This is a genomic window from Desulfovibrio piger ATCC 29098 (assembly GCF_000156375.1).
GTDB classification, from domain to species: Bacteria; Desulfobacterota; Desulfovibrionia; order Desulfovibrionales; family Desulfovibrionaceae; genus Desulfovibrio; species Desulfovibrio piger.
The window spans coordinates 47281-73630 of record NZ_DS996355.1 but is presented as its reverse complement, the minus strand read 5'-3'; the positions used below and the strand labels follow the sequence as shown (position 1 = coordinate 73630).

The 26350-nt window shown below is 62.7% G+C and carries 22 protein-coding genes and 1 tRNA gene; 13 read left to right on the top strand and 10 right to left on the bottom strand.

Annotated elements, in window-relative coordinates; all coding sequences use genetic code 11:
• The first annotated feature begins 5 nt into the window (after positions 1-5).
• Entirely contained in the window at positions 6-1121 is a 1116-nt protein-coding gene (locus DESPIG_RS03695) for an alanine racemase (protein WP_006005200.1), read from the top strand.
• A 133-nt stretch (positions 1122-1254) separates the two neighbouring features.
• Positions 1255-1920, top strand: coding sequence for a hypothetical protein (locus DESPIG_RS03690; RefSeq protein ID WP_006005198.1), 666 nt, complete (start codon positions 1255-1257; stop codon positions 1918-1920).
• Between the two features lie 99 nt (positions 1921-2019).
• Here DESPIG_RS03690 and DESPIG_RS03685 read toward each other — a convergent pair whose 3' ends face one another.
• From DESPIG_RS03685 to DESPIG_RS03675, 3 genes are all read right to left on the bottom strand, one after another.
• Positions 2020-3030, bottom strand: coding sequence for an HlyD family secretion protein (locus tag DESPIG_RS03685; protein ID WP_006005196.1), 1011 nt, complete (start codon positions 3028-3030; stop codon positions 2020-2022).
• Between the two features lie 11 nt (positions 3031-3041).
• Complete coding sequence (locus DESPIG_RS12735; RefSeq protein WP_050760257.1) at positions 3042-3683, bottom strand: TetR/AcrR family transcriptional regulator; 642 nt, start codon at positions 3681-3683, stop codon at positions 3042-3044.
• A 423-nt stretch (positions 3684-4106) separates the two neighbouring features.
• Complete coding sequence (locus DESPIG_RS03675; RefSeq protein WP_006005192.1) at positions 4107-5108, bottom strand: glucokinase; 1002 nt, start codon at positions 5106-5108, stop codon at positions 4107-4109.
• Positions 5109-5349: 241 nt separating this feature from the next.
• Here DESPIG_RS03675 and DESPIG_RS03670 point away from each other — a divergent pair, with 241 nt between their 5' ends.
• Both DESPIG_RS03670 and panF read left to right on the top strand, forming a co-directional pair.
• Positions 5350-5676: a YhdT family protein gene (locus DESPIG_RS03670; RefSeq protein ID WP_006005191.1), complete on the top strand. Its 327-nt coding sequence runs from the start codon at positions 5350-5352 to the stop codon at positions 5674-5676.
• Positions 5673-7127 carry a sodium/pantothenate symporter gene (gene panF, locus DESPIG_RS03665; RefSeq protein ID WP_006005189.1) on the top strand — a complete coding sequence of 485 codons (1455 nt, stop codon included), beginning with the start codon at positions 5673-5675 and terminating at the stop codon, positions 7125-7127. Before DESPIG_RS03670 ends, panF begins: the two co-directional genes overlap by 4 nt.
• Positions 7128-7532: 405 nt before the next feature.
• Here panF and DESPIG_RS03655 read toward each other — a convergent pair whose 3' ends face one another.
• The 3 genes from DESPIG_RS03655 to DESPIG_RS03645 form a co-directional block, all read right to left on the bottom strand.
• Positions 7533-8819: a TRAP transporter large permease gene (locus DESPIG_RS03655; RefSeq protein ID WP_006005185.1), complete on the bottom strand. Its 1287-nt coding sequence runs from the start codon at positions 8817-8819 to the stop codon at positions 7533-7535.
• Positions 8820-8822: 3 nt separating this feature from the next.
• A complete protein-coding gene (locus DESPIG_RS03650; RefSeq protein WP_246118363.1) occupies positions 8823-9335 on the bottom strand; it encodes a TRAP transporter small permease in 513 nt (170 codons plus the stop codon).
• A 180-nt stretch (positions 9336-9515) separates the two neighbouring features.
• Positions 9516-10517 carry a TRAP transporter substrate-binding protein gene (locus DESPIG_RS03645; RefSeq protein WP_040369349.1) on the bottom strand — a complete coding sequence of 334 codons (1002 nt, stop codon included), beginning with the start codon at positions 10515-10517 and terminating at the stop codon, positions 9516-9518.
• Positions 10518-10849: 332 nt separating this feature from the next.
• Here DESPIG_RS03645 and DESPIG_RS03640 point away from each other — a divergent pair, with 332 nt between their 5' ends.
• Positions 10850-11611 (top strand): DeoR/GlpR family DNA-binding transcription regulator, encoded by a 762-nt coding sequence (locus tag DESPIG_RS03640; protein WP_006005179.1) that lies wholly within the window; start codon positions 10850-10852, stop codon positions 11609-11611.
• Between the two features lie 408 nt (positions 11612-12019).
• On the opposite strand, the gene DESPIG_RS03635 is transcribed toward DESPIG_RS03640, so the two are convergent.
• From DESPIG_RS03635 to DESPIG_RS03620, 4 genes are all read right to left on the bottom strand, one after another.
• Entirely contained in the window at positions 12020-13297 is a 1278-nt protein-coding gene (locus tag DESPIG_RS03635; RefSeq protein WP_006005175.1) for a Na+/H+ antiporter NhaC family protein, read from the bottom strand.
• A 360-nt stretch (positions 13298-13657) separates the two neighbouring features.
• Positions 13658-14596: an alpha/beta hydrolase gene (locus tag DESPIG_RS03630; protein WP_006005173.1), complete on the bottom strand. Its 939-nt coding sequence runs from the start codon at positions 14594-14596 to the stop codon at positions 13658-13660.
• 91 nt (positions 14597-14687) lie between these two features.
• Positions 14688-15266 carry a DapH/DapD/GlmU-related protein gene (locus tag DESPIG_RS03625; RefSeq protein ID WP_006005172.1) on the bottom strand — a complete coding sequence of 193 codons (579 nt, stop codon included), beginning with the start codon at positions 15264-15266 and terminating at the stop codon, positions 14688-14690.
• Positions 15267-15466: 200 nt separating this feature from the next.
• On the bottom strand, positions 15467-16057 hold the full coding sequence (locus tag DESPIG_RS03620) for a LysE family transporter (RefSeq protein WP_040369241.1): 591 nt from the start codon (positions 16055-16057) through the stop codon (positions 15467-15469).
• Positions 16058-16215: 158 nt separating this feature from the next.
• Between DESPIG_RS03620 and DESPIG_RS03615 the strand changes: the two genes are divergently transcribed.
• From DESPIG_RS03615 to DESPIG_RS03580, 8 genes are all read left to right on the top strand, one after another.
• Positions 16216-17106, top strand: a complete 891-nt coding sequence (locus DESPIG_RS03615) for a LysR family transcriptional regulator (RefSeq protein ID WP_006005168.1) — start codon at positions 16216-16218, stop codon at positions 17104-17106.
• A gap of 146 nt (positions 17107-17252) precedes the next feature.
• On the top strand, positions 17253-18170 hold the full coding sequence (locus DESPIG_RS03610) for a DMT family transporter (RefSeq protein ID WP_050760255.1): 918 nt from the start codon (positions 17253-17255) through the stop codon (positions 18168-18170).
• Positions 18171-18322: 152 nt separating this feature from the next.
• Positions 18323-18399: transfer RNA gene (locus DESPIG_RS03605), tRNA-Arg, on the top strand.
• Between the two features lie 500 nt (positions 18400-18899).
• Entirely contained in the window at positions 18900-20528 is a 1629-nt protein-coding gene (locus DESPIG_RS03600) for a DNA primase family protein (protein WP_006005163.1), read from the top strand.
• Between the two features lie 251 nt (positions 20529-20779).
• The gene (locus tag DESPIG_RS03595) at positions 20780-22237 is read left to right on the top strand and encodes a primase-helicase zinc-binding domain-containing protein (protein ID WP_050760254.1); all 1458 of its coding nucleotides are present in this window, start codon (positions 20780-20782) and stop codon (positions 22235-22237) included.
• A 119-nt stretch (positions 22238-22356) separates the two neighbouring features.
• Positions 22357-23721 (top strand): DNA methyltransferase, encoded by a 1365-nt coding sequence (locus tag DESPIG_RS03590; RefSeq protein WP_006005159.1) that lies wholly within the window; start codon positions 22357-22359, stop codon positions 23719-23721.
• Positions 23714-24463: a hypothetical protein gene (locus DESPIG_RS03585; RefSeq protein ID WP_006005156.1), complete on the top strand. Its 750-nt coding sequence runs from the start codon at positions 23714-23716 to the stop codon at positions 24461-24463. Before DESPIG_RS03590 ends, DESPIG_RS03585 begins: the two co-directional genes overlap by 8 nt.
• Positions 24460-26346: a terminase gpA endonuclease subunit gene (locus tag DESPIG_RS03580; RefSeq protein ID WP_006005154.1), complete on the top strand. Its 1887-nt coding sequence runs from the start codon at positions 24460-24462 to the stop codon at positions 26344-26346. The genes DESPIG_RS03585 and DESPIG_RS03580 overlap by 4 nt, the downstream gene beginning before the upstream one ends.
• Positions 26347-26350 lie beyond the last annotated feature (4 nt).

Here is a 26350-nt window from a genome sequence, read left to right as displayed (position 1 = left end):
AACAGATGACCACACTTGCTGCGCTGACCACGCCCTGCCTGCTGCTGGAAGACGAAAAGCTGCAGGCCAATATGGACCGGCTGGCCCGCCGCCTGCACGAGCGCGGCGTCTCCCTGCGGCCCCATCTCAAGACCTGCAAGAATATCGAGATCGCCCGCCGCTGCATGGAAAGCCCCACCGGCCCGGCCACGGTCTCCACACTGGCGGAAGCCGAATATTTTGCCGCAGGCGGTGTGCGCGACATCTGTTACGCCGTCGGTATCGCTCCCAACAAACTGGAGCGTGTGGTCGAACTGCGCCGGCGCGGCATAGACCTGAGCGTGGTGCTGGACAATGAGGAAAGCGCCCGGCTGCTGGTGAATTTTGCCCGGCAGCGTGACTGCCGTCTGGCCGTGCTGCTGGAGATAGATTGCGACGGGCACCGGGCCGGTCTGCGCCCCGACGATCCCCGTCTGACGGCCATCGCCGCCCTGCTGCGGGATGGCGGACAGGAAGTCCGCGGCGTCCTGACCCATGCGGGCTCCGCCTATGACCTGCCCACCACGGAAGCCATCGCCGCCCTGGCCGTGCAGGAATGCGCCGCGGCCAATACGGCGGCCCGCCTGCTGCGGGAAGCCGGTTTCCCCTGCCCTGTGGTCAGCGTCGGCTCCACGCCCACGGCCTTTTTCGGCGAAGATTTCTCCGGCATCACGGAAGTCCGGGCCGGTGTGTATGTTTTCCAGGATCTCGTCATGGCCGGTCTGGGCGTCTGCCGCCCCGAGGATCTGGCCCTGTCCGTGCTGACCACGGTCATCGGCCGTCAAAGCGACGGCAGCGCCCTGATCATCGACGCGGGCTGGATGGCCCTTTCCCGTGATACGGGCCTGCCCTGGAAGCGGGAGGAGTTCGGCTACGGGCTCGTCTGCGACGAGGCCGGGAACCTGATCCCCGGTCTGCGCGTCACGGAGACCAATCAGGAACACGGCATCGTCAGCGGGCCCTCCTGCCCCGCCCTGCCTGCGGGCAGCCGCCTGCGCATCCTGCCCATCCACGCCTGCGCCACCGCCGCCTGCTTCGACAGCTATACCGTCCTGCATGACGGCCGGATCAGCGGCCGCCTTGAGCGCTGCCGGGGCTGGTAAACAGCCGCATCTTTTGGCCGCACGAAACGCAATTTCCTTTTCGTGCGGCCAAAAATCCAATGCTTTTCCCTGCTTGCCTTCTGTGCGACTTCGTGTAACCTACTCGTCACATCATTGACGCGAGGTCGTAACAATGGACGGACATGTCCTGCTTCTTGTGCTGGCCGCAGCCCTGCTGCATGCCACCTGGAACAGCATCGTCAAGGGCGGCTCCAACAAACTTTTCGAATCTTCCATGAACGCCCTGGGCGGCGGGCTGGGAGCCCTGCTCATCCTGCCCTTCCTGCCCGCACCGGCGCCGGAATCCTGGGGGCTGCTGGCGCTTTCCTGTTGTTTCCACCTGACATACTACATCTGTATCTCGCAGGCCTATGACAAGGTGGACCTCTCCATGGGGTACACCATCATGCGCGGCTGTGCCCCCATGATCACGGCCCTGGCCCTGCTGCTGCTCGGCAACCACAGCAGCCTCACCGGCTGGGGCGGCGTCCTCCTGCTCTGTCTCGGCACCCTGACCCTGACGCTGGAGCACGTCCACAAGGGCGCCCGCGCCGCGGACATCCTCATCTGTCTGCGCACGTCCCTGGTCATCGCGGGCTATACGCTGGCCGACGGCTACGGCGCCCGCGCCAGCGGCAACGGCGTCAGCTACACCTGCTGGATCTTCTTCCTCAATATCTTCCCCATCCACGCCTATGTGCTCTGGCGGCACGGGGGCACCTACATCAGCTATCTGCGGCAGCGCGCGGCCACGGGCAAGCGGCGGAGCAGGCCATCCGCAACAGCCCGTCAAGGATGACCATGCCGGACAGGGGCGCTATGAGCAGCAGCCAGAGGAAGAGCCTGTCCCGTGGCCAGGAGCGGACTTGCGCCAGAGCAGCGGCCCAGAATGAGCCCATCAGCGACCATCCTCCATGACGGGATCGAAAGGCCAGGCAAAAATGACGCTCATGCCCGGCCGCAGACCGGGGACCGGCTTCACGGGGCGGCCCCGGACTTCAAAGGTCTTCAGATCGAAGGAATCCGAATTGTTGGTGGCCCGCCAGGTGGCGTAATTGCCCAACGGTGCCATGTAGTCGACCCGAAAGATCACCTTTTTGCCGGACAGCGCGGGGATCTGCCCCACCAGCAGCCTGCCCATGCGGATATCCTGCAACTGGTCCTCGCGGACCTGGATCGCCATCCACAGGTCATCCAGCTCGATGAGCGTCACCAGGGGATAACCCGGCGCCACCAGCTCTCCCACATCCACAAGGACCTTGCTGATCTCTCCGTCCACGGGCGAGCGCAGCTCCACGTCCCGCGCCATGCTCTCCACCTCCTGCAGGCGCGCTTCCAGCGCCTGGGTGGCGGCCCTGGCCGCAGCGATGTCCTCCTGCCGCGAACCGGTGACGGCTTCTTCCAGAGCGGCCTTCATGGCACGTTCACGGGCCCGGGCCTGGGTCAGGGCATTGACCGCTTCGTCATAGCGCTGGGTGGAGACGGCCTGCTGCGCATGCAGGACACGGCAGCGGGCATGGGTCTTTTCCGCCAGGGCCAGCGCCGCCACAGCCTCCTGATGCTGCTGGTGCAGGCGGCGTATCTCTTTCTCGCGTGTCCCGTTGAGAGCCTTTTCCAGCTGGGCCCGCGCCCGCTCCAGCTCCTGGCGGGTCTGGAGCACACGGGCCTCCATCTCCGTCCCGTCCAGGCGCAGCAGCAGATCGCCCTGCCGCACAGGCGCCCCGTCCCGTCCCGGAGTTGCGGCCACCCGGGCCGAGAATTTGGCCGCGACATCTATCCGCGTCCCGTCCATCTCTCCCTGGATAAAGGAGTTTTCTCCGCCCACGTCCAGCAGACCGGACAAGGCCATGACCGCGATCCCCGCAGCCACCAGCCCCAGTACCGTCGGCAACAAGAAACGACGCATCATCTTTCCCTCCTTCAGCGGGACAGGATCCCCCGGAAGAGCATCCCGACCAGATCCCGGGCATCCGCCTCCGCATCACGCGCAGGGGAAATGGCGGCAAACATGGGGTAATCCCGCAGGATGCTGAACGCCATATCCACCAGCAGGAAGGCTTTCAGGGCGCTGTCTTCTGCGGGACCGGCCTTTGCCAGTATGCGACCGATGACGTCCAGCAGGGGCAGGAACAGAGCCGAATGCAGCTCCCGCGTTTTTTCGTCGCCCACATGCAGCGAACGCCGCAGCAGCAGGAACCAGGACTGGTGATGCTGTTTCCGTATGAATGAGGTTAGGATCGACGTGATCTCTGCCTGCAATATGCCGCACAGCGTTGCGGCATCCGTCTCCGCAGACAGAGCCTCCTCCAGGCGGTGCGTCATGGGGCGCACGATGCTGCCCAGATTATCGAAGATAACGGTGCGGGCCGCGTCGTACAGGCCTTCCTTGCCGCCGAAATGAAAAGATATGAGCCCCTGATTGCAACCGGCCAGCCCGGCGATGTCGCGAGTGCTCGTCCCCTCGAAGCCGCGTTCCCCAAACAGGACCAGGGCCGCTTCCAGCAAGGCCATACGGGTCGCTTCCCCTTTGCTGCGCCTTTTGTCCTCCGGCATATCGTCCATACTCTTCCTCCTATTCCGGACCGTAACGCTCTCCATTATTTTAGTCAATCAATCGATTAAAAATAGAGACATCCTCCGCCCATCTTTCTCAGTACAGTAGGGATATTTTGGTTGCTCTTCCCGCGTAAAAGGCTTTCTCTCCCTATTGACATTCAAACGATCGTTAAATAAAAAATATCCATCTGGTGAGATGGCAGGAAAGGCTCCTCTCCCCCCTTCCGTCCCACACCAGGCCGGAGGCCTCCCCGCAACCTCCTGATCCCTCCTCTATCCGGCAGGCACGCCTGCCGGATTCTCTTGTTACAAGGCCCACGACGGTCCCGCACAAAATGAAAAGACGCAGGTCCCTGGATCTGCGTCTTCTCGTTTTTGCTCCGGCTTTTCCTCGCCGGGATGCCGAAGTCTCTATTATGGAAGATCCGGCTATCTCCCTGCCGGCAGACCGGCCAGGCCTGCCCCCAGCCAGGCCGCGCCCCACAGTCCGCTGTGCGCGTCCGCATAACGGCGGACAGGGATGCGCTCCAGCACCCCCAGCTCCGGAGCCATGAAAAAACCTTCCGCAAAAGCCGGATGTTCCGTGACGGCAGGATTGCGCAACACCATGCCGCCGGTGAGGAACAGACCACTGTAGCACAACGTGGACAGCCCCCAGTGCGCACAGGTCCGCCCCAGAAAGCGGGCATACCAGCGCAGGGTCGGCTGATCCTCCGCCAGCCCTTCGGCCGCGGCAGCGGCAGGCGTCAGCTCCCGGCCTGTCAGGAACTGATGCAGCACGGCCAGCCCTCGCCCCGTGACCACATCGTCAGGGCGCAGCAGCGGCCGCTCCAGCCGTTTACGGGCAAAAGCCGCGAACTCCTCTTCCTCCCGCCCCAAAAAGGCAAAGACCTGATGCCCCGCCTCTGACGGCAGGGGCGACCAGCGCAGCAGTCCGTTATCCATCTGCGGGACCAGCCAGCCGGAGCCCAGCCCCGTACCGGCCCCCAGTACGGCCACAGGCGCAAGCGCCCCCCCGGAAGAGCGATGCGACGGACAAGGGATGTCGACCGGTCCCAGCAGATGCCGGGACCGCTCCCCCACCCGGGTCAGGCAGGAGCAGGCCTCGCAGACGAAATCATTGACCACGCGGGCGCGACGCAGACCGAACTGCGGCATGACGGCGTTCAGATCAATCCGCAAAGGGGCGTTGCTCAGACGGGCGCGCAGACCATCCTGCACAGGCCCGGCAACGCCCATGACCAGCGCGGCGACCTGAGACAATGGGGTATGCAGGCAGCTTTCCCACTGTGCCAAGACAGCACTACCGTCCTGCAGACGAGCTGTGGGGCACGTTTCCACAGCCTCCAGAGCCAGCCCGTGGGCCGTGACAGCAAAGCGGGCAAAACGGCAGTGGGTCCCGCCCAGATCGATGGTGGCAAGCATGTTCATGGTCTTCGCTCTCCGTACGACGTGTTCCCGCCAGCCTACGCATGACGATCCTTCAGGTCAAAGCGGAAACGTCTGCCGCGGCATGCACGATACTTGCGGAACAGAAGGCAGCAACTGCCCGTTATTCCCCTATCCCGGCGGGATGCTTTTCCTTCGTGGCTGCCTGCTCGACTACGGCCGCACACTCTGTCATACTGACGGGAGCAGTGGCCGTCCCGTCCCTTTCAGCCCCGGAGTATCCATGGCCCGCAAAAACGACAAGCGTTTCCTTCAGGCGAACCGGGAAGCCCTGTTTGCCCTGGCCGCCTATGCCCTGTATTTTCTCTGGTGGTATCTGACAGCCTACGGACTGGGGAGCGACTCCCCGGACAACTACGGTTATACGCTGGGCATGCCGGACTGGTTCTTCTACAGTTGCGTGCTGGGCTACCCTGTGGCCTGCCTGCTCGTCTGGGGACTGGTACGCTTTTTCTTCAAGGACATGCCCCTTGACGATGACGATGCGTCGCAGGCGCCGGAAGTTCCCTCTTCCCACGAGCATCATCCCGGTCAGGAGGAACGTCCATGACTGCCGCTTCCTCCACGCTGCTCCCCATCGTCCTGTATCTGGCGCTGTCCTTTGTGGTGGCCCTGTGGGCCGGAAAACTTTCCCGCAAGCACGAGAACGCGTCGGGCTTCCTTGAGGAATACTTTCTGGGCAGCCGCTCCATGGGCGGCTTTGTGCTGGCCATGACCGTGGTGGCCAGCTATACCAGCGCCAGCAGTTTCATCGGCGGACCGGGTGTGGCCTATACCGTGGGTCTGAGCTGGGTCCTGCTGGCCATGATCCAGATGCCCACCGTCTTCCTGACCATCGGGGTCCTGGGCAAACGCTTCGCCATGGAAGCCCGGGCCATGAAGGCCGTGACCATCACCGACTACCTGCGCGTCCGTTACGGCAGCGACGCGGTAGCCATCCTCTGCTCCCTGGCCCTTCTGGTCTTCTTCGTGGCGGCCATGACGGCCCAGTTCATCGGCGGGGCCCGTCTGTTCCAGGCCATCACCGGCTACCCTTATGAAGTCGGGCTGGCGCTTTTCGGCATCACGGTCATCGCCTATACCGCGCTGGGCGGCTTCCGCGCCGTGGTCCTTACCGATGCCATGCAGGGCATCGTCATGACCGTGGCCTCCGTGGTGGTGCTGCTGGCGGTGGTCCAGGCCGGCGGCGGCATGGAAGCCTGCATGCTGCGCCTCAAGGCCATCGATCCCGGCCTCATCACGCCCACAGGCCCCGGGGATGCCGTGCCCCAGCCCATGATCCTCTCGTTCTGGGTACTGGTGGGCCTGGGCGTGCTGGGCCTGCCCCAGACGAGCCAGCGCTGCATGGGCTACAAGGACTCACGGGCCATGCACAGCGCCATGATCATGGGCACGGTCATCATCGGCTTCCTGCTGCTGAGCGTCCATCTGGCCGGAGCGCTGGGACGAGCCGTCATCCCCGGCCTGGCTGTGGGCGACATGGCCATGCCCAGCCTGATACTTGAGCTGCTGCCGCCGTTCTGGGCCGGTGTCTTCATTGCCGGGCCTCTGGCGGCCATCATGTCCACGGTGGACTCCATGCTGCTCCTGGCCTCAGCCGCCATAATCAAAGACCTTTATGTACAGTACATCCTGAAGGGCGACAGCAGCCGCATGCCCTTGCAGCGCATCAAACGCTTCAGCCTGGGCTGTACGGCCGCCATCGGTGCCGTCGTCTTCGTGGCGGCCCTGGAGCCGCCGGATCTGCTGGTCTGGATCAACCTGTTCGCGTTCGGCGGTCTGGAAGCCACTTTCCTCTGGCCTCTGCTGCTGGGCCTGTACTGGCGCAAGGCCAATGCGGCCGGTGCCCTGAGCTCCATCCTGGTGGGCGTGGCCTGTTTCTTTGCCCTGAGCGTCCTCAAGCCCCCCATGTACGGCATCCATGCCATCGTGCCCTCGACCCTCGCGGCGCTGCTGGCCTTTTTGCTGGGGAACAGGCTGGGGAAGTCACGTCCGGCCTGAGTCCTCCGGTAACAAAGACTCAAAACATAAAAGCATCTCCACCGGAGATGCTTTTTTATGACCATCCACCTTCTTCCGCTCCCCTCCCGCAACAAACAGGATCTGACGGGATTCCCTGACAGCCGGTCAACAAAGAAAACACTGGGCCACCTCCAGTCCCCTCATCAGGGTACGATATTCCTCAAGGCCGGACAGCGTCAGGCTGATGGAAAGGCAGCGGCCCTGCCCTTGCCTGCGCCCGCCGCCTCCCTGCCCTACGCTCATCCTTCCGGGAGCCATTCCCTTCATGTTCTCTCTGCTGCGGGGGGCCATCCCCTCTGCCCGGCTGACGGTCTGCCATCCCAAGCCACAGGGCATAAAAAAAGGGCCCCCGAAGGGGCCCCGCATGACGGGAAGCGGGTGGACCTAGCCTCCCATAAGCCAGTTGAGCGGCGTAAGGGAGAGCGAGGGGAAGAAGAGGAGCAGGAAGAGCATGATGATCTCCGTCACCAGGAACGGCAGCATGCCCTGCACCAGCTTGGTGATCTTGATGTTGCCCACGCCACAGACCACGTAGAGCACCGTGCCCACGGGCGGGGTGATGACACCGATGCCCAGGTTCAGGATGAACAGCAGGCCGAAGAAGTACGGGTCGATGCCGGCCTGGGTGATCAGGGGATAGAACACCGGAGCAAAGATCAGGATGTTGGGGGTCAGGTCCATGACCATGCCCACCAAGAGCAGGAAAACGTTGATGGCCAACAGCAGGAGCACGGGGCTGTCGATGAGCGGCCGGAACAAATCGGTCACCTGGTTGGGGATCTGGGCGATGGTGATGAACCAGCCCACGGCCGTGGCCGTGGCCACGATGAGCATGACCACAGCGGTGGTCCGCGCCGCACGGGCACTGACCCGCAGCAGACCGCGGAAGCTCAGTTCCCGGTAGTAGCCCACACAGACGATGATGGCGTAGATGGCCGCGAAGGCACCGCCTTCCGTAGGCGTGAACACGCCGAAACGGATACCGCCCAGCAGCAGCACGGGCATCATGAAGGCCGGGGTGGCATCACGGATGATCTTCCACTTTTCTTCGCGCGTGAAGGTGATGGTCTCGTTGTAACCATCGATACGCACGATGAAGAACCAGACCACCATCAGGGCAAGACCGATGAAGATGCCCGGGAACAGGCCGATCATGAACAGTTTGGTGATGGACAGGCCGCTGATGGTCGCACCCAGCAGAATGAAGTTGGTGCTGGGCGGGATGATGGGGCCAAGGATGGCGCCCGAGGCGATGACGCCGCCCGCACGACCGGGCTTGTAGCCCACTTCGGCCATCATGGGCAACAACAGGCCGCCCAGGGCCGCGGCTTCACCCACGGAGCTGCCCATCAGACCGGCAAAGATCACGCTGGAGATGATGGCGGCATAACCAAGACCACCGCGCACGCGACCGATCATGAGCTGGGCCAGCTGCACCACGCGTTTGGACAGGCCGCCCTCGGCCATGATCTCGCCGGCAAAGACGAAGAAGGGGATGGCCATGAGGGGATAGTTGTTGGCCCCGTCCAGCATGGTGGAGGGGATGATCATGCTGTCCCACATGCCGGAATGCCACATGAGCACGATGGAGCACAGCACCAGCACCATGGAGATGGGGATGCCTACGAACAGGAACGCAAAGAGGCTGCCGAGGAAAAGAAAAAGCTCCATACCCTACAACTCCTTGCTGATTTCCTGCTCGATCTTTTCCTCTTCCGTCGCCTTGACGAAGCTGCTGGCGGGACGGCGCACGATGGCGATCAGATCCCGCAGGCAGATAAGGATGGCCGTAAAGGCCATGATGGGCAGCGTGCTGTTGATGAAGGCCATGTTGACGTTGGTGGCGACCGAGTTGGTATCGATGGTCTGCAGCACATAGGTGATGCCGCCGTCAAGCAGCAGCCCCAGAGCGCCCATGGTCAGCAAAATGGCCAGGATCTCTATGCATTTGCGGGTCATGCCCGAGAACATGTCCACAAACATGTCCACCGCGATGTGCTTTTTCCAGTAGAACGCCTCAATGGCACCGAAAAAGGTGATGTAGATGAAGAGAAAGCGCGCCCATTCCTCGCTGGGGGGATAACTTCCGCCAAATACATAGCGCAAAAAGGCATTATAGAAGACCAGACCGATCATCCCCAGAAAGATGACCGCACAGAAAATTTCAAAAAGCAGTTCGCCAGACAAACCGTGCCTGGTTTCGGCAGCCGGCTGCCCGGGAGCCGTCGCGGGCGTCGTTTTGGTTTCGCCGCTCATCGTATCCCCCTGCATATCGGAAGAAAAACCGCTGCTGCGGTGTCTGCATGCGTGGTTCAGGGTCGAAAAAGGGGGACGCCGCCCCATGCGGCATCCCCCGATATCCAGATGTTACTTCGCGTCGCGGTAGCTGGCGGCGCTTTCCAGGATTTCCTTGGCATTGGGAACGGTGTCATAGAACAGCTTCCAGCTGCGCTTGCCCGCTTCCACCATGTAGTCGTGGAATTCCTTGGAAGGAGTATTCACAGAGCCCTTGGCGGCCTTGATGGTCTCGATGGCCTTGGCGTCGCCTTCTTCCACCATCTGCCAGATGTCGTCAGCAGCGCGCTTGGCGGCTTCGTTGAACCAGGCCTTGTCCTGTTCCGGCAGCTTCTGGTAGAACTTTTCGTTGATGTACAGGGAGTGGATCACCAGGATGTGACCGGTCAGGGTGATCTGGGGGGTGATCTCGTACATCTTCAGAGCAACGATGTCGGACAGGGGGCTGTCGCCGCCGTCGATGACACCCTGGTCAAGAGCGCTGGGCACTTCGGCGAAGGGCATGGGCTGGCCGCTGATGCCGCATTCCTTGGCAAAGTTGGTGTACAGGGGGATGTTGGGCACGCGCATGCGCAGGCCCTTCACATCATTGACGCTGTTCAGGGGCTTCTTGGTGTAGAAGTGACGGAAGCCCAGAGGGAAGGCGTTCAGGGTACGCAGACCGGACTTTTCGGTGAAGCCTTCATTGATCAGCTTGAAGGTCTCGCCTTCCATGGCGCGGCGGGCATGGTCATAGCTGTCGTACAGCATGGGGGTTTCCAGCATGGCCATGGCGGGATGCAGGGCCGAAGTCTGGGTACCCGTGGCACACATCTGGATGATGCCCTTACGGGTGCTGGCGATGTAGGCGTCTTCCTTGCCCAGGGTACTGTTGGGGAAGACCTGCACTTCGTATTTGCCGCCGGAGAGTTCCTTCAGATACTGGCCGAACTTGTGCATGCCGATGGTTTCCGGTTCACCTTCGGGCTTCATGCCGGCGATCTTGATGACGATGGTCTTGGCAGCCATGGCAGGCGCAGCCAGCGCACCCATGACAAAGGCGCAGGCCAAAAGCAGTGCAACGATACGTTTCATCATCCACCTCTGCTGATTTGGGATTGAGATAAGGAGCCCCTTTTCCGCACCCTGACGGCCTTGTGCCCGTCAGGCCACCTGTTTCACAAAGCAAACCATCTGGCCGGGCCGGATGCCGGATCCGGGGGCCGATCCCGACAGGATACCGGGAAAACAGGCGTATATACTTGTTTTTGTCATAAGCCTTAGACAGGCTCCGCGTCAATCAATTTTCGTTTTTTGATAATAGAAGTTCGAAAACGAAACATTTTCTTCCCGAGGTCCGGGGGCAACTTGCGCGGGCCCTGTCATTCCAGTATATTGCGACATCCTCATTCCCATCAGGAAGCTCCATGACCAAGACATCGGAACGCCACCAGGCCCTGCTGCACATGCTCAACGCGCGTGGCTATGCCACCATCGATGAGCTCACCAAGTGTTTTTCCGTGACCCCGCAGACCATCCGCAAGGACATCAATACCCTGGCCGGACAAGGCAAGGTGCAGCGGTTCCACGGCGGTGTCGGCATGCCGCTGAGCACGGAGAACATCCTTTACGAGCAGCGGAAAAAGCTGTTCCTGCCTGAAAAAAAGGCCATCGCCCAGATGCTGGCCAAGCATATCCCCGACGGAGCCTCCATCTGCATCAACCTGGGCACCACCACCGAAGAAGTCGCCTATGCCCTGCTGGGTCACAACAATCTGCGGGTGCTGACCAACAACCTCAATGTGGCCGCCATCATGGCCCGCAACCCCAACTTCGACGTGGTGGTGGCCGGCGGCACGGTGCGGCACCACGATCACGGCATCATCGGCCCCAGCGCGGAGAACTTCATCCGGGAATTCCGCGTGGATTACGGCATCATCGGCATTTCCGGCATCGACCAAGACGGCAACATGCTGGACTTCGACTACAGGGAAGTCTCCGTGGCCCGGACCATCATCGAATGCTCGCGCCGAGTCTTCCTGGCTACGGACAACTCCAAATTCGGCCGTTCCGCCATGGTCCGGGTGGCCAATGTCTGCGACATCGAAGCCGTGTTCTCCAACGCCCCGCTGGAGGACCATTGGCAGCACATGCTCCAGGAAGCCGGGACGGAACTGTATCTGGTCTAGGCGCATCCCGGTTGACCCGGGGCGAAAGGCCTCTCCCCTGCCCCGCTGTCCGCACGGCTTGCTGTCTGCCGGGAACGCATGGAATCTTTTTTTGCACGCTGGCCGCGTGAAAAACAGCTTTTCCGCATCCTTCCCTCGTGTCTCCTGAAAGGGCCGTACTGCCTCGGACACAAAAAGCCAAAAGCCGGCAGGCCCCCTGTTCGGGCACTCCAAAAATCATTGATAAAAAAGCCCCGACGCTTCCTCAGATGAGGGAAGGTCGGGGCTTTTACATACAGACTGTTTGTCCCAAAAAACTGGCCTGCCAAGGGCTGGAACCGTATGCGGCACGGCAGAAACAACATGCAGGAAAGGCTGAAAGTCTCCTGCTCTTCCCTTACCGGCCCGTCAGCCGCCGGACATACCGCCTCAGCGGCGCCGCAGCAGCATGTCCGTTAATGGCACCATATACAGATAAAAAGCATAGGGCAGGCATTCCGGCCCCACGCCCATGATGGCACAGGGGACGCTCCCTGCGATGCTCCAGGGGATGATGGCCGCCAGCAGGACGATGCCGTTTTCCAGCGGCAGGACCATATCCTTCCTGTCCTGCCAGAGCGGCGCGCACAGCTGCCTGGTCAGCATGATGCCGAGCGTCTGGTTGCAGCTTACGGCAGCCACGGGCAGGCCCGCCAGCACCGTGGTCCGAAAGGCCCCCAGCCGCAAGGACAACCGCCTGCAAAGCGCAGAAAGCCCGTCCAACAGGCCCGTGGCCTCCAGAAGGCCCGCGTAGGCCGAGGTCAGCAGGACGATGCCCGCCACCTGCACCATGGAGAGCAGGCCGCCCCCTGACAGCATCTCCATGCCCGCCGGAGGCTCATATCCGTACGCCAGGCAGCGCAGCAGGGCCGCCGGTGACATCTGCTGGACCGTCAGAGAGACCACGCATCCGGCAAGGATGCTGCATGCCATGATCTTTTTGACATCCCACCGCAACAGCAAAGGGACCAGCATGAAGACGGCCGGCAGCAGGGCCCGGGCATCCAGCACCAAGCCGTCGGCAAACAGGCCGTCCACATGCGGCAGGGTCTCCGCCCGGGCCGACGGCAACAGGACGTAGACCAGGCAGACCAGAAAGAAGGGCAACAGAGACGTACGCCACATGAGCCGCACGTTGTCATAGATGGACGTCCCCGTCAGGGCGCAGACCAGAGCCGCGCTGGACGACATGGGCGAGCTGCGGTCCCCCACATAGATACCGCTCATGACCGCCCCGGCCGTCATGAGCGGATCGAGCCCGGCCGTGCGCGCCAGCAGCATGAAGACGACGCCCAGGGTACTGGCCGTGCCGAACGAGGTCCCCAGCAACAGGCTCAGCAGGCTGCACAGCAGGAAGACCCATAGATGAAAATGGGCAGGATCCACCCACGGCAGGCAATGGTGGATGATGTAGGGGATGGTCCCGGCCGAACGCCAGACTGCTGTCAGCATGCCGATGAGGACGAAGATCTTCAGGATGTTGCCGATGGTCCGCACGCCCCTGCCGCACAGGCCAGCTATCTCGCGGGGCCGAAAACCCAGACGGAAAGCGTGCCCGGTAAAGCACAGCAGACCGAAGGCCAAAGCCCACAGCAAAGATGCGCCCGTGACGATGCACAGAGCCAGTCCACCAAGAAACAGCGATATGACGACGGCGTTCATGGACATGATTCCATTCCACGCTCGCCCGGGCCTGTCAAACGCTTTTCCGCCGGGAAAGCAAGCCCGGCCAGCCTGTTGTCCTCTCCAGGACATGCCGGGACGGTCTGCCCGCAGCGCCGATGCAGCTTCTCCAGCGCATGACGCCAAAGCCCGGCCCCCTGGTATCAAGAGGCCGGGCTGCATTTACTTTGTCCCTGCGGCTCTCCCCGCAGCACGGAGACCTGGACATCTCCCAAACGCGGGCCTCATGCCATCCTGCAGACAGCCCACAGGAAGGGGCGGATACGGTCAGTCCCCCGCCTGGTCCTTGCTGCCGGAGGAGGCAGCCCCACAAGGGCAGCACCGGCAGCAAGAGACTGGATGTGCCTACAGCGCCTTGCCGAAGAAGTCCTTCAGGGCCGCCACCACCTGGGTGACGTATTCCGGCTTGTCGTACAGGTCCACGTGGCTGGCCCCTTCCACCACATGGATCTTCTTGGGCTCCCTGGCCCTCCGGTAGGCATCTTCCGTGAAGTAGAGCGTATCCGCCCGGCTGCCCACGATGAACAGCAGAGGACGGGGCGATACCGTATCCAGATAGGCAAAGGCATCGAAGGCCGCCAGCTTGTCATTGCTGGAAACAAGGTAGCGGTTGACGGACGTCGAATAACTGCAGCGCGGCGTCCTGTAATATTCGTAGGCTTCCCGCTGGATCACGGACGTATGCTCGTCGATCTCGTCCGGGCCGTCCGGGACATACTTCCAGCAGGGAGCCTCTTCTCCCCGGGCAACCGCCGTCCTGGCGCGGGCCACTTCCTGCAGCAGCTTCTGCATGAAATTCTCGATCTCTACACCGGGGAAACCGTTCCTGGCGCTGTCGCCCACGTCCCAGGTGCTGATCCCGGCCGCCGCCTTGATGCGCACATCGGTCTGGATGGCGCTCATGGTATAGCCGCCCCCAGCGCAGACGCCCATGGCCCCGATCCGCTCTTCATCGACGTACGGCAGGGTGACGAGGTAATCCACAGCCGAGCGGATGTCCTCCACGCGCGAGAAGGGATCCTCCAGACAGCGGGGCAGGCCTTCGCTCTCGCCCTGATGGGAAGCATCGAATGCCAGGGCCACATAGCCGGCCCGGGCCAGATGCCAGGCGTAAAGGGAAGAACACTGTTCCTTCACGCCGCCGCCGGGATGGGTGACCACCACCGCCGGGTATTTGCCGTCCGCATCAAAACCATCGGGCAGGAACAGCAGGCCCGCCAGTTTCAGATCGAACTTTTTGAACGAAACTTTTTTTCCTTCTTCGTAATGCGTCGCATACTGCATAGTCTTTTTCCCCTGTCCGGCTTTGGGCCGGTGTCATGATCCGGCGGGACGGCCCGCATGGCGACGTCCTGCGCGCAACGGTACGATGGGCCTACGCGCCCTGCTCCACAGGTTTGATGATCCTGGCCGGGACCCCGGCCACGATGGTACGGGGCGGAACGTCCTCACGGACGACAGATCCGGCCGCCACCACGGCACCATCGCCCACATGCACTCCCGGCAGGAGGATGGCGCCGGAACCGATCCAGACATCCTTGCCGATGACGATGGGCGCGATATTGTGGACATGGCGCTGGTCCGACGGCAGACCGTGATTGATGGTGGCCAGGGTCACCCGATGGCCGATGAGCGTCCCGTCGCCGATGCTGATCCCGCCCTGATCCTGAAAGCAGCAACAGGCATTGATGAAGACACGGCGCCCGATACGGATATTTTTGCCGAAGTCGGTATAGAATGGCGGGAACAAACGGAACGTCTCATCTATCGGACGTCCCGTTATCCGCCTCATGATCTCCCGGATCTCTTCAGGCGTATGGAAGGCATTGTTCAGTTCCGCGGTCAGGCGCATGGCTTCGTACGAATAGGCGTGCATGCAGTCAAAAGCATCCGTACCTGTGACCAGCGGCTGTCCCGCATCCAGGTGTTCCAGCAACGTATCCAGAGACATCATGGCTCATTCTCCCCTCATGACGAAAATCAGGCTGGCCGCCGCAAGGCTGCCGACGACCGCCTGTCGTTCCAAAAGGGATAGCAGAAAAGGACTTATCTGGTAAAATACCTATATCAAATAGCTATCCATGCTTTTTGAGCATGATATGGACGACATCTTACCGGCTGCCTACCCGGCTTTTGCGGGCGCATCCGCAGGCATCACTGATCCAGCAGGGACAAGGCACAACCGACAAGCATCGCGCCCAGCAGCCAGTTCGTCATGCGGGCATGCCGCCGGAAGAGGCCTTGCAACCTGGCCCCGGCCACGGCCCACACGACAGTCCCCAGGCTGCCCATCATAGTCAGGAAAAACATACCGGCAAAAAGCGCCGCTACAGAATCGTGATACGGCAGGATGAACGCGGAATAGGCCGTCATACCGTAGACCATGATCTTGACGTTGACGAACTGGAGCACGAATCCGGTCAGGAAGCCCGCACCGGCATGTCCGCCATGACTGTCTCCTGCTTTCGGCATGGCTGTCTTCCATGCCAGCCAGAGCAGATAGGCGCTCCCCACATAGCGCATCACCTGCAGGAACGAGGCGGACAGCACGGAAAACGAAAAAGAAAGCACACCGCAAATGGCCATGACCGCCAAAAAGCCACCGCAGATCCCGGCAAGCACGGGGATGCTGCCCCTGACTCCTGCCCGGCTGCCCGTCGTCAGGGCCAGGATGTTGTTGGGGCCGGGCGTGATGGCCGTGATGAAGGTAAAGACGAAAAAAGCCGAAAGTACCGATGCAGGCATGCGCCCCTCCATATCGTTTTGGGATGGCCGTCGCGGCTGCGGCTGATCCTGTGCCGGGCCACGCGACATCCCTGCAGGGTACGCTGATGACATGATGCAAAAAAGCAAATATATTTGCAGTAGGAATTCTATTATTTCGATATATCACGGAGGGGAGCATGGACACGCGCAGCATCGTCGTCATCAAGGCCATCCTGGAAGAAGGCAGCTTCCAGAAGGCCGCACAGCGGCTCAACTGCTCCCAGTCCACAGTGACCTTTCAGGTACGCCAGCTCGAAAACGAGCTTTCCGTGCGACTGTTCGAACGCTTTGGGCGACGCATGGTCTTTACCCCTGCCGGCAAGAACATCCTGCCGCACATGGAAGCCATCCTGCATTCCATGCAGGCCATCTCGGCATGCAGCGATCCTGCGTCCCTGCGCGGGGAGCTGCGTGTGGCCGTTGCGGAATCCCTGCTCTCCTACAAGCTCCATGCCCTGCTCGGCGATTTCGTGGAGCGGGCTCCGGCCGTAAAGATCCAGCTGCACAGCCTCAACTGCCACGACATCAGGGAAGGCATCCTCTCCGGCCAGTATGATCTGGGGGTCTATTATGATGTGGGCGGCCATCCACGCACGCTGGAAGTACTGCCGCTCGGCCAGGCAAAGGGGATCATCGTCGCCTCGCCCCTGCTCGCTCCCGGGCTCCGGGATTTCGATATGCCCCACCAGAGGAAAGAGACCAGCTTCATCATCAACGAGCCCCGCAGCATCTATCGGGAACGCATGGAAGCCCACCTCCGCGCCAGGGACATCCTGTTCCGCAACACCATAGAGCTTTGGAGCATCGAATCCATCAAAAAGACCGTGGCCGCCAACCTGGGCGTCTCCTTCCTGCCGACGTTTGCCGTGGAGAAGGAACTGGCTGCCGGAAGCCTGATCGAACTGCCGGCACGCATGTCCGGCCGCCTGGTCCAGGCCATCTGCGTCTGGCATAAAAACAGGGAAAGCACGCCTGCCATGCGTCTTTTCAGGGATTTGCTGCAAAACTCCGCCCTGTTTGGAACGTAATGTCTGCGGGAGCTGGATCGCACCGGATGCCCGTGGTCCCCACCCATCCTTTCGCGCAGTCTCCCGCATCCCCTCCTCCATTTCCGCATGACAAGCCCATGCCAAAGCTGTAGGGTGCCCTCCGTAACGCTCAATGGAGGATGACCATGCCGGGTTCCAACGCTACCGGGTTGATGCTGGCCTTGCTCACGGCTTTATTCTGGGGGGCCCTGCCGCTGGCCCTCAAACACCTGCTTTCCACGGTAGACGCGCTTTCCATCGTCTGCCTGCGCTTCTGGGTGGCTGCTCTCTGGACCTGGGGCCTTTCCTGCCGTCATCCCGGCAACAGCACGCCGCTGGGCCGCCGGGAAAAGATCCTGCTGGTCCTGGCCGCTGCGGGCCTGAGCTGCAACTTCGTGTTCTTCAACTCGTCAGTAGGCTATCTCAGCGCCTCTGCCTGCCAGATCCTGGCACAGGCGGGCCCCGTCCTCCTGCTGCTGGGCAGCGTGTTCGTCCTGCGCGAGCCCTTCCTCTCCATCCAGGGGGGCAGCGTCATCGTCCTGCTTGGCGGTCTTCTGCTGTTCTTCAATACCCGGCTGCTGGAGCTGGCCAACGGTGACATGCTCATCGGCATGGCGCTGGGGATCATGGCCGCAGTGGTCTGGGCCAGCTACGGCATCGCCCAAAAAGTCCTGCTGCGCACAATCTCGCCCGGGCGCATCATGCGCTTCATCTATCTTGCCGGAGCCCTGGCCCTGACGCCGCTCTCCACCCCTTCGGCCTTCCTTGAGCTGGATTCGTTGCAGACGGGCTGCCTGATCTTTGCCTGCATCAATACCATCGTCGCTTACGGCGCTTTTTCCACGGCCATGAAGAACTGGCATGCCGCCAAGGTCAGCGCTGTGGTCACCACCACGCCGCTGTTCACGATGGGGCTGGAAGCCCTGGGCTCCATGGCCTTGCCCCAGGTCTTCCTCCTGGAGCATCTGGGCCTGCTCAGCCTGCTGGGGGCCGTCGTCGTGGTGCTGGGTGCCATGGGCATCGCACTTGGCCCCATGCTGCACCTGCCGCATAAGCGATCCTGAACCGATCGCACGCCACACGGCAGGATTCTGTAAAGGATTCTTTCTGCTTGGCGGCGCAAAACAGCCTGCCTTCAGCCCCGGAAATACAGGACCTTCCGCCCGCCAGCTTCAACTTGACAGCCCGCGTCAGACTGCCTTACAAGATACGACGCGCGCTCGTAGCTCAGTCGGATAGAGCGATTGCCTCCTAAGCAGTAGGCCGCAGGTTCGATTCCTGCCGGGCGCACCACAACAAAATCAAGAGGATACGTGCGCCACGCCCGTATCCTCTTTTTTGTTTCCCGCCCATTTTGGTGAATCTGTCACCCACCTGTCACCCATGTGCAGTGGCTTTGCCCTGCATCTTTGGTCGGCATCTTTTTGTGCGCCCGCAGCTCTCTGCCGCGAGGTGCCCTCTGTGATCACAGGAGGCGCCCCGTCCATAGGAGCATGCGGGCGCGACCTTTTGCGGGCGCAGCCCGCCCAGGGGGAGCGCCTTCCCCCGTCCCCCCTCTCCCCCCTGCCCCAAAAGCTGACCAGCATGGTCCTGCGGCATTGTTCGCTGCTGCGGCGGCTCCGGGTCCTTTTCCGGCCCCCCTCTCATGCGGGGCTGGCGACTCCCAAGAATCGCGGGATTTTTTTGGAAATTTTCCGTGGGAATCCGGGAAGATTCTCCGGCGCTGTAGCGTCGGCGGCTCCCCGTCTCCACGCACGCCCTTTGACCGATAACAACGCCACCGAGGTGATCCAATGACCGACCAGGAAATGCTGCAGCAGGTGCAGGAACGCATCGCCGAAGAACAGCAAGGCCAGCCCTCCAACGACGGCCCCAAGCTGGACAAGCATGGCCTCCCCATACCGAAGCCGGACTTTGTGGAACGCTGCCTCTATGCCAACGAGCTGGGCGACGGTCTCCTGTTCTCCTACCTTTTCAAGGGCCGCCATGCCTATGTGGGCCAGGCAGACGAGTGGATCTGGTGGTCCGGGCACCACTGGTCTGTGGATCTCATCGAGAAGGGACACCGGGCCCGGGCGGATGTGGAGCATGTGGCTCAGGCCTACTACACCACCGGGGCTCACTTTGACCGGCTGGCTAAGGATGCCGAGCGCGACGGCGACAAGGAGTCGGCTGGACGTCTCAAGGCCAAGGCCGAGAAGATGAAGGCCCGGGCTGCCCGCTTGCGAACCGAGACCGGGCGCAAGCGCTGTCTCGAATTTGCCAAGACCAACCTGGAGAGCCCGCTGGCCATCGCCGGTGATGAGATCGACCGAGACCCATGGTCGCTGCCCATGGCGAATGGCGTTGTGGACCTGCGCACGGGGGAGATACGCCCGGGCCGCCCGGACGACTGGCTGGTGAAAAGCAGCCCGGTGGAGTGGCAGGGCATCGATGCCCCTTGCCCTCACTGGGAGCACTTCGTCACCGAGATCATGGGTGATGACCCGGAGATGGCCGCCTTCCTCCAGCGCGTCTTCGGGTATGGCGTCACCGGTCTGGCCCGCGAGCACATCTTCCTGGTGCTGCTCGGGCGTGGCCGCAACGGCAAGGGCATCATGACCGAGGTGATCCAGACCGTGCTCGGTGGACAGAACGCCACCACGGCTCTGGCCGGACCGGTGCAGTCCGAGATGCTGCTCGACCAGGGCAAGAACCGCAGTGCCGCCGGGCCCAGCCCGGACATCATGTCCCTGCGCGGTCTGCGTATCGCTTTTGCCTCGGAGACTGACGAGGGCCAGCGATTCAGCCCGGCCCGCGTGAAGTGGTTCAGCGGCGGCGAGACCCTGACGGGCCGCTATCCGCACGACAAGCGCAACGTCAGTTTCGCGCCCACCCACCTGCTGGCCCTGCTGACCAACCACAAGCCCCATGCTCCGGCCAGCGACTTTGCCTTCTGGGAGCGCCTGCTGCTGGTGGACTTCCCCCTGTCCTTTGTGGATCGCAAGCCGCAGAACGAGAACGAGCGCCCCATGGACAAGGGGCTGAAGGACCGCTTGCTGCAGGAGCTGCCGGGCATAGCGGCATGGCTGGTACGCGGCTGTCTGGAGTGGCAGCGCGTGGGCATCGCGCCTCCGGCCAAGGTGCGCGAGGCCACCTCGGAGTACCGGCGCGACGAGGATCTGCTGGCCGACTTCGTGGACGAATGCTGCGACCTGCAGCAGGAAGGACAGCCCGAGATCCGGTCCAAGGCTTCAGACCTCTACGATGCCTTCTGCGCGTGGTTCAAGCGCAACGTGTCCGCCAAAAAGACCATTTCTCAGAAGGCCTTCGGCAAGATGATGCTGGAGCGCTTCCAGCGCGAGCGGAAGGGGGGCACCTACTACTATTTTGGAGTAAGCGTCTCTCCGCACGCCCAGCTGGAGCTGGACCAGGAAGAGTAGCAGGACCATTGCAGGCCCATCGCGGGCGGCTTTTTTTGACCGTCCTTGACCTAACTGCTTGGCATCAAAGCAGATTCTTCGGCTGTAGGAGTATGTGACCTTTCGACTGCTATTTTCCCCTGTATGCGCGCCAGCGCTTTTTCATCATGAATTTACAGCGTAATGGTCACATACTCCTGAATTAAAAAAATAGATGTAAAAACAGCATCTTGCATACCATGACCATGCAAGACCTTAGCAGGACTTTGGAGATGATTGAAAGCCTCATCCAGGATCGCGGCCTGAAGGCCGTCAAGGTGGCCGGGACCCACGGCGGCGAATGGGCTTGTCCCTGCCCAGCCTGTGGCGGGAAGGACCGCTTCCGCTTCTGGCCTGCCCAGGGCGAAGGCGGGACATGGTACTGCCGCCAGTGCGACAAGGGGGGCGACAGCATCCAGTTCCTGCGTGAGTTCGAGGGCCTGAGCTACACCGAAGCCTGCCGCCGTCTGGGCGTTGAACGGGCGGCGGCCCCCACCAGCATCATGCCCAGGGCCGACAAGGAGGAGCGCCCGTGGGAGCCTTCCCCCACGCCTGCCGATCCCGGCCCGGTCTGGCAGGAGCACGCCGCCAAGCTGCTGGACTATGCCCATGCCAAGCTGCTGGCTGACGAAGATCGCATGATGTGGCTGGCCATGCGCGGGATCTTCCCCGATGCGGTGGAACGCTTCCGCCTGGGCTGGCTCCCTGGAGAGAACGGCAAGGACTGCTACCACCGGGATCGCGGCGCCTGGGGCCTGCCGCCGGAGACCAATGCCCGCGGCCGAAAGAAGTCCCTCTGGATACCTGCGGGGCTGGTAGTCCCCGCCCTGACCGAAGACGGCGCGGTGCGGCGCCTGCGCATCCGGCGCACGGATGAGGCCCGGGAACGCTTCGGGGCGGAGATGAAGTACGTGGTGGTGCCGGGCTCCAGCATGCGCCCGCTGCTGCTGCGGCCCGAGGCCCGGGCTTTCGTGGTGGTGGAGGCGGAGCTGGACGCCATGGCCTGCGTGGCGGCGGCCATGGACGCCGGGCTGGACGTGGGGGCCTTCGCTGCCGGGACCAACATGGGGCGTCCGGATGCGGCAGCCCATGCCGTGCTGCGCCGTGCCCTCTGCATCCTCGTGGCGCTGGACTTCGACCAGCCGGACGAGAAGGGACAGCGGGCCGGGGCCAAGGGCATGCCCTTCTGGGCAAGGACCTACCGCACGGCCCGCCGCTGGCCGGTCCCCAAGGGCAAAGACCCCGGGGACGCATTCCGGGAAGGCTGGAATCTGGCGGACTGGATACGCATCGGGCTGCCTCCTGTTTTCGCGCCTGCGCCTGTGCAGGAGGCACCAGCCCCCCTCCCTGTGGCCCCTGCCCCGGAAAAAAAGCAGGCCCGTGAGACCATGGGCGCTGGACGGATGGACGACAAGGGGGGCGGGAAGAAAAAAGCGACGGCTGCCGGGGCATGGGGCGGTGTGGAGTGGCTGACCCACCCCATCGGCCCGCGCGACAGCCTCCAGGTACTGGCCCGGGCGGGGCTGGAGGCCCGGCCCACCAGTGACGGCGACTACGAGATCTACGGGCAGGAGCGATGGCCCCAGCGAGATCAGGCCCGGCTCATGGGCTGGCTGCGGCGCTTCGGCCAGTGGGTCTGGCAAGCGCTGTACGACAAGGAATTTGCCCCGCCGAACGGCAGGGCGATGTGAGAGGCGGGGTCCCCGGAAGGAGCTGTAACTCCACCGGGGACCGGATGTGTGCTCATCCGGCCAGACAATCCGACCCCGTGCAATTAAGATGCACGTTGAACCTAACAGGAAACTGACGGATGGAAAAGCTGAAACTGGAGTATTGGCCTGTGGATCGTCTGCGTGTCTGCGCGCGTCCTTTGCGTGACAACGACGCCTGCGTCGAGCGGATGGCCTCTGCCATGAGCCGCTTCGGATGCCGTATCCCCTTGCTGGTGCGGGCCGACGGCGAGGTGGTGGATGGACATCTGCGTCTCAAGGCTGCTCGGGCGCTGAGCTTTGCCAGTGTGCCCGTGCTGCTGGTGGACGACATGGATGACGCGCAGATCCGGGCGTTCCGCTTGCTGGTCAATCGCTCCGCAACATGGGCGAAGTGGAACGAGGGGGAACTGTCCCAGGAACTGGCTGAACTGAGGGCTATGGACGTAGATCTGGAGATCACCGGCTTCGAACCGCGCGAGCTGGATCGCTTCTTGAAGGCTGCGGCCCTGGATGACGACGATGTGCTGGATACTGCCCCGGAAGCGCCTGCGCGACCGGTGAGCCGTCCGGGAGACCTGTGGCTGTTGGGCGGCCACCGTCTGCTCTGTGGCGACGCCACCCTGCCGGAGTCTTACGCGGCTCTCATGCAGGGCATGGAGGCTGATATGGTCTGGACGGATCCGCCGTACAACGTGGCATATGAAGGGAAGGCCGGGAAGATCAAGAATGACGCCATGAGCGACCAGGACTTCGCGGCTTTCCTGCAGCGCGTCTTCCGCCAGATGGTGACCGGTGTGCGCAAGGGCGGGGCCGTATATGTGGCCCACGCTGATGCTGGCGTGCTGGGCGTGACTTTCCGCCAGGCCTTCATCCAGGCTGGCCTCAAGCTGGCCAGCTGTTTGATCTGGAGAAAAAACTCCGGGGTGCTCTCGCGAGCTGACTACCACTGGCAGCATGAGCCAATCCTCTATGGCTGGCGGCCTGGAGCGCCACATGTGTGGTTTGGCGACCGCAAGCAGACCACCGTGCAGGACGCATTCCCGGCCGCGGTACGTGAGGATGGTGACGTCCCCTGCTGGCACATCATGGATGGTGAACGCATCGTAAGGATCAGCGGCAAGGATGTGCATGTGGAAGTCCTGGCTGGCTCTGTATTCTGCGAGCCAAAGCCCCAGCGCAATAGCCATCACCCGACGATGAAACCGGTGGCCCTCATCGAGCGGATGCTGACCAACAGCAGTAAGCGTGGCGGCATGATCCTGGACCCCTTTGGGGGGTCTGGCTCCACGCTTATGGCCTGCGAGCGTCAAGACCGTATCTGCCGGACGATGGAGCTTGATCCACGCTTTGTGGATGTGATCATCCGCCGTTGGGAAGATGCCACTGGACGTGAGGCGTTGCTGGAAGATGGCGTGCGTCCCTTTGTCGAGGTGGCCCTCGAGCGTGGAGGTGATCATGCCTGATGATGATCTGCTGCGTCTGGCCAGGCAGTCTGCAGAGACAGACCTCCCGTTCCTGCTTCGCGCCAAGGAAGAGGCGAAGAAGCGTATGAAAGACAATCCTACTCCGGAGAACGTGGGTGGCTTCAGACGTGCCCGAGAAGAGCTTGAAGGTGAACTGGCGCGGAGGCAGGGGCAGACGTCCATCCGCGTCTATAAAACGCAGCTGGATGCCGTGGCCTACCTGAAGGACGCGGGCTACAAGTGCAGCAAGAGCCAGTTCAACCGGGACGTGAAGGCCCGCAAGGTCCCCCGGACCCCGGAAGGCTGGTTCGATGAGACCGCCCTGCTGGGCTATGCCAATGCCAATCTGACGCCAGCCGGTCAGGTGGCGGACCGGCAGCTGGCCGATGCCACCACCAGCCGCCTGTCGGCAGACGCGCAGCTCAAGCGCTACCAGGCGGAGCGGGCGCGCCTGAAGCTGGAGAAGGAGCAGGGCCTGCTCATGCCCCGGGCTGAACATGAGCGAGATCTGGGCGCCCGCGCCCTGTTCTTCAGGAACGAGGTGCGCAACTTCATCCACCTGCATGGCGCCACCCTGATCCACCTGGTGGGCGGCGATGAAGGCCGGCTGCGCGAGCTGGTGCAGTGGTGGATGGAGACCACGGAGATCTGGATGGATGCCTGGAGCGGCGAGAGGGAGTTTGTGGTCAACGAAGAAGACGACGGTGCGGATGCGGATGCGCCGGGTGAGGAGGATGCGTGAAGATCCGGTTTTGTGAGGCCGAACGCCGGGTATTTGCCAGGCGTGAAAAGCTGACCGTCTCGCAATGGGCCGGCAAGTACCTGATCGTGCAGGACGGCATCTACCGCGGCAGCCCGCTGCGGCTGGATGTATCGCCCTTCCTGCGCGGTCCCATGGACGCCTACTCACGTCCAGGTGTGCGCGAGGTGGTGGTCTGCGGTTCCCTGCAGGTAGGCAAGACGCTGCTGCTCTATGCCTGCCTGGGATGGTCCATGGACTACCGTCCGGGCATCAAGATGCTGGCCATGCCCACCCGCGAGTCCCGCGACCGCGTGGTGGAGAAGAAACTGCGGCCCATGCTCCAGGGCAGCCCCGTGCTGCGGCGCATGGTAGCCAAGTACCGGCGCGAGAACATCCTGCTCAAGGACGGCACCAGCATCGAGCTGGCCACGGCCGAATCCCCCAGCCAGCGCGCGTCCATCACAGTGCAGGATCTGTTCGTGGACGAAGAGGATCTCTACAGCCGCAGCGGGGACTCCTCCCCTCTGGAGGATTTCAAGGGCCGCACGCGCTCCTACGGCGACTTCGCGAAGATCATCCGGGCCTGCCAGCCCAAGGGGGACGAAAGCTCGTCCATCTGGACAGGCATCACCAGACAGGTGGACCAGCTCATGTGCTACGAGGTGGTCTGCCCTGCCTGCCGTCATCAGCACCTCATGGACGTGGACCGGATCGTGGTCCCCGACGGAGAGACGGACCCGCGCCTGATCCGCTCCCGCAAACTGGCGCGGTACCGCTGTCCGCATTGCCAGTACCTCTGGAGCGATCATGCCCGCGACCTGGCTGTGGCCTCCGGGCGCTGGCGCCCCTATGTCTGGACCGGGGCGGCCTTCGAACCCGGTCCGGACATCAGCGATGCCCGCAGCATCGGCTTTCACCTGCCCGCGGTCCTGTCCCGTTTCGTCAGCCTCTCGGATCTGGCGGCCCGGCGCATCCTGGCCGGGAGCGATGACCCGGCCCAGCAGCGCCAGTACCACAATGACGACCTGGGCATGCCGTGGTCGCCAGTGGAACTCCAGACCGATGTGGACCGTCTGCTGGAGCTCCGTGATCCGCACCTGCCGCCGCGCACGGTGCCTCACGGCGCGGTGGCCCTGACCTGCGGCATCGACGTGCAAAAGCGTGGCTTCTGGTATCTTGTCCGGGCGTGGATGCCGACCATGGCCAGCTATGTCATCGACTACGGCTACCTGGGCAGCTGGGATGACGTCCAGGCCCTGGTCTTCGACACCTACTACCCGGTGCAGGGGCCTGACGGCAGCGACGTGGGCGAGCGCATGCCCATCTGGCGGGCCTGCATCGACTCCGGCGGTACCGAGACCGAAGGCGTCTATACCCGTACCGAGGAGGTCTACATGTGGGTGCGGGCCAACGGCTGCGGCGTGGTTTATGCCTGCAAGGGCGCCAGCCGCCCGCAGGCCGCACCGGTACGCTGGGTCGTCCGTGAGCGCATGCCGCACAATGGCCGCCCCATCCCCGGCGGCCTGCGGCTCTACCTCATCGACAGCGGCGCCTTCAAAACCACGGACATGGGCCGCATGCTCAACCAGGACAGCCGCCAGCCCCTGCGCTTCCATGCCGGGGCTGATGAAACGCTGGCTTCGCAGCTGTCGGCAGAGCGCATGGTGCGCAAGAACGGGAACCTTGTCTGGGTCCGGGAACACAAGGACAACCACCTGCTGGACTGCCTTGTGCTGTCTGCCGCTGCAGCGGATGCGTCGTGGACGCCCAGCCTGCCGCACTATATACTGCAACTGCAGTCACAGGCCCGGATGCAGACCACGATACAGAGGCCTAGAGCAAAGAAACGCCCGCAGCCAGAAGCTGTGGAACACAGATGGTAAACAT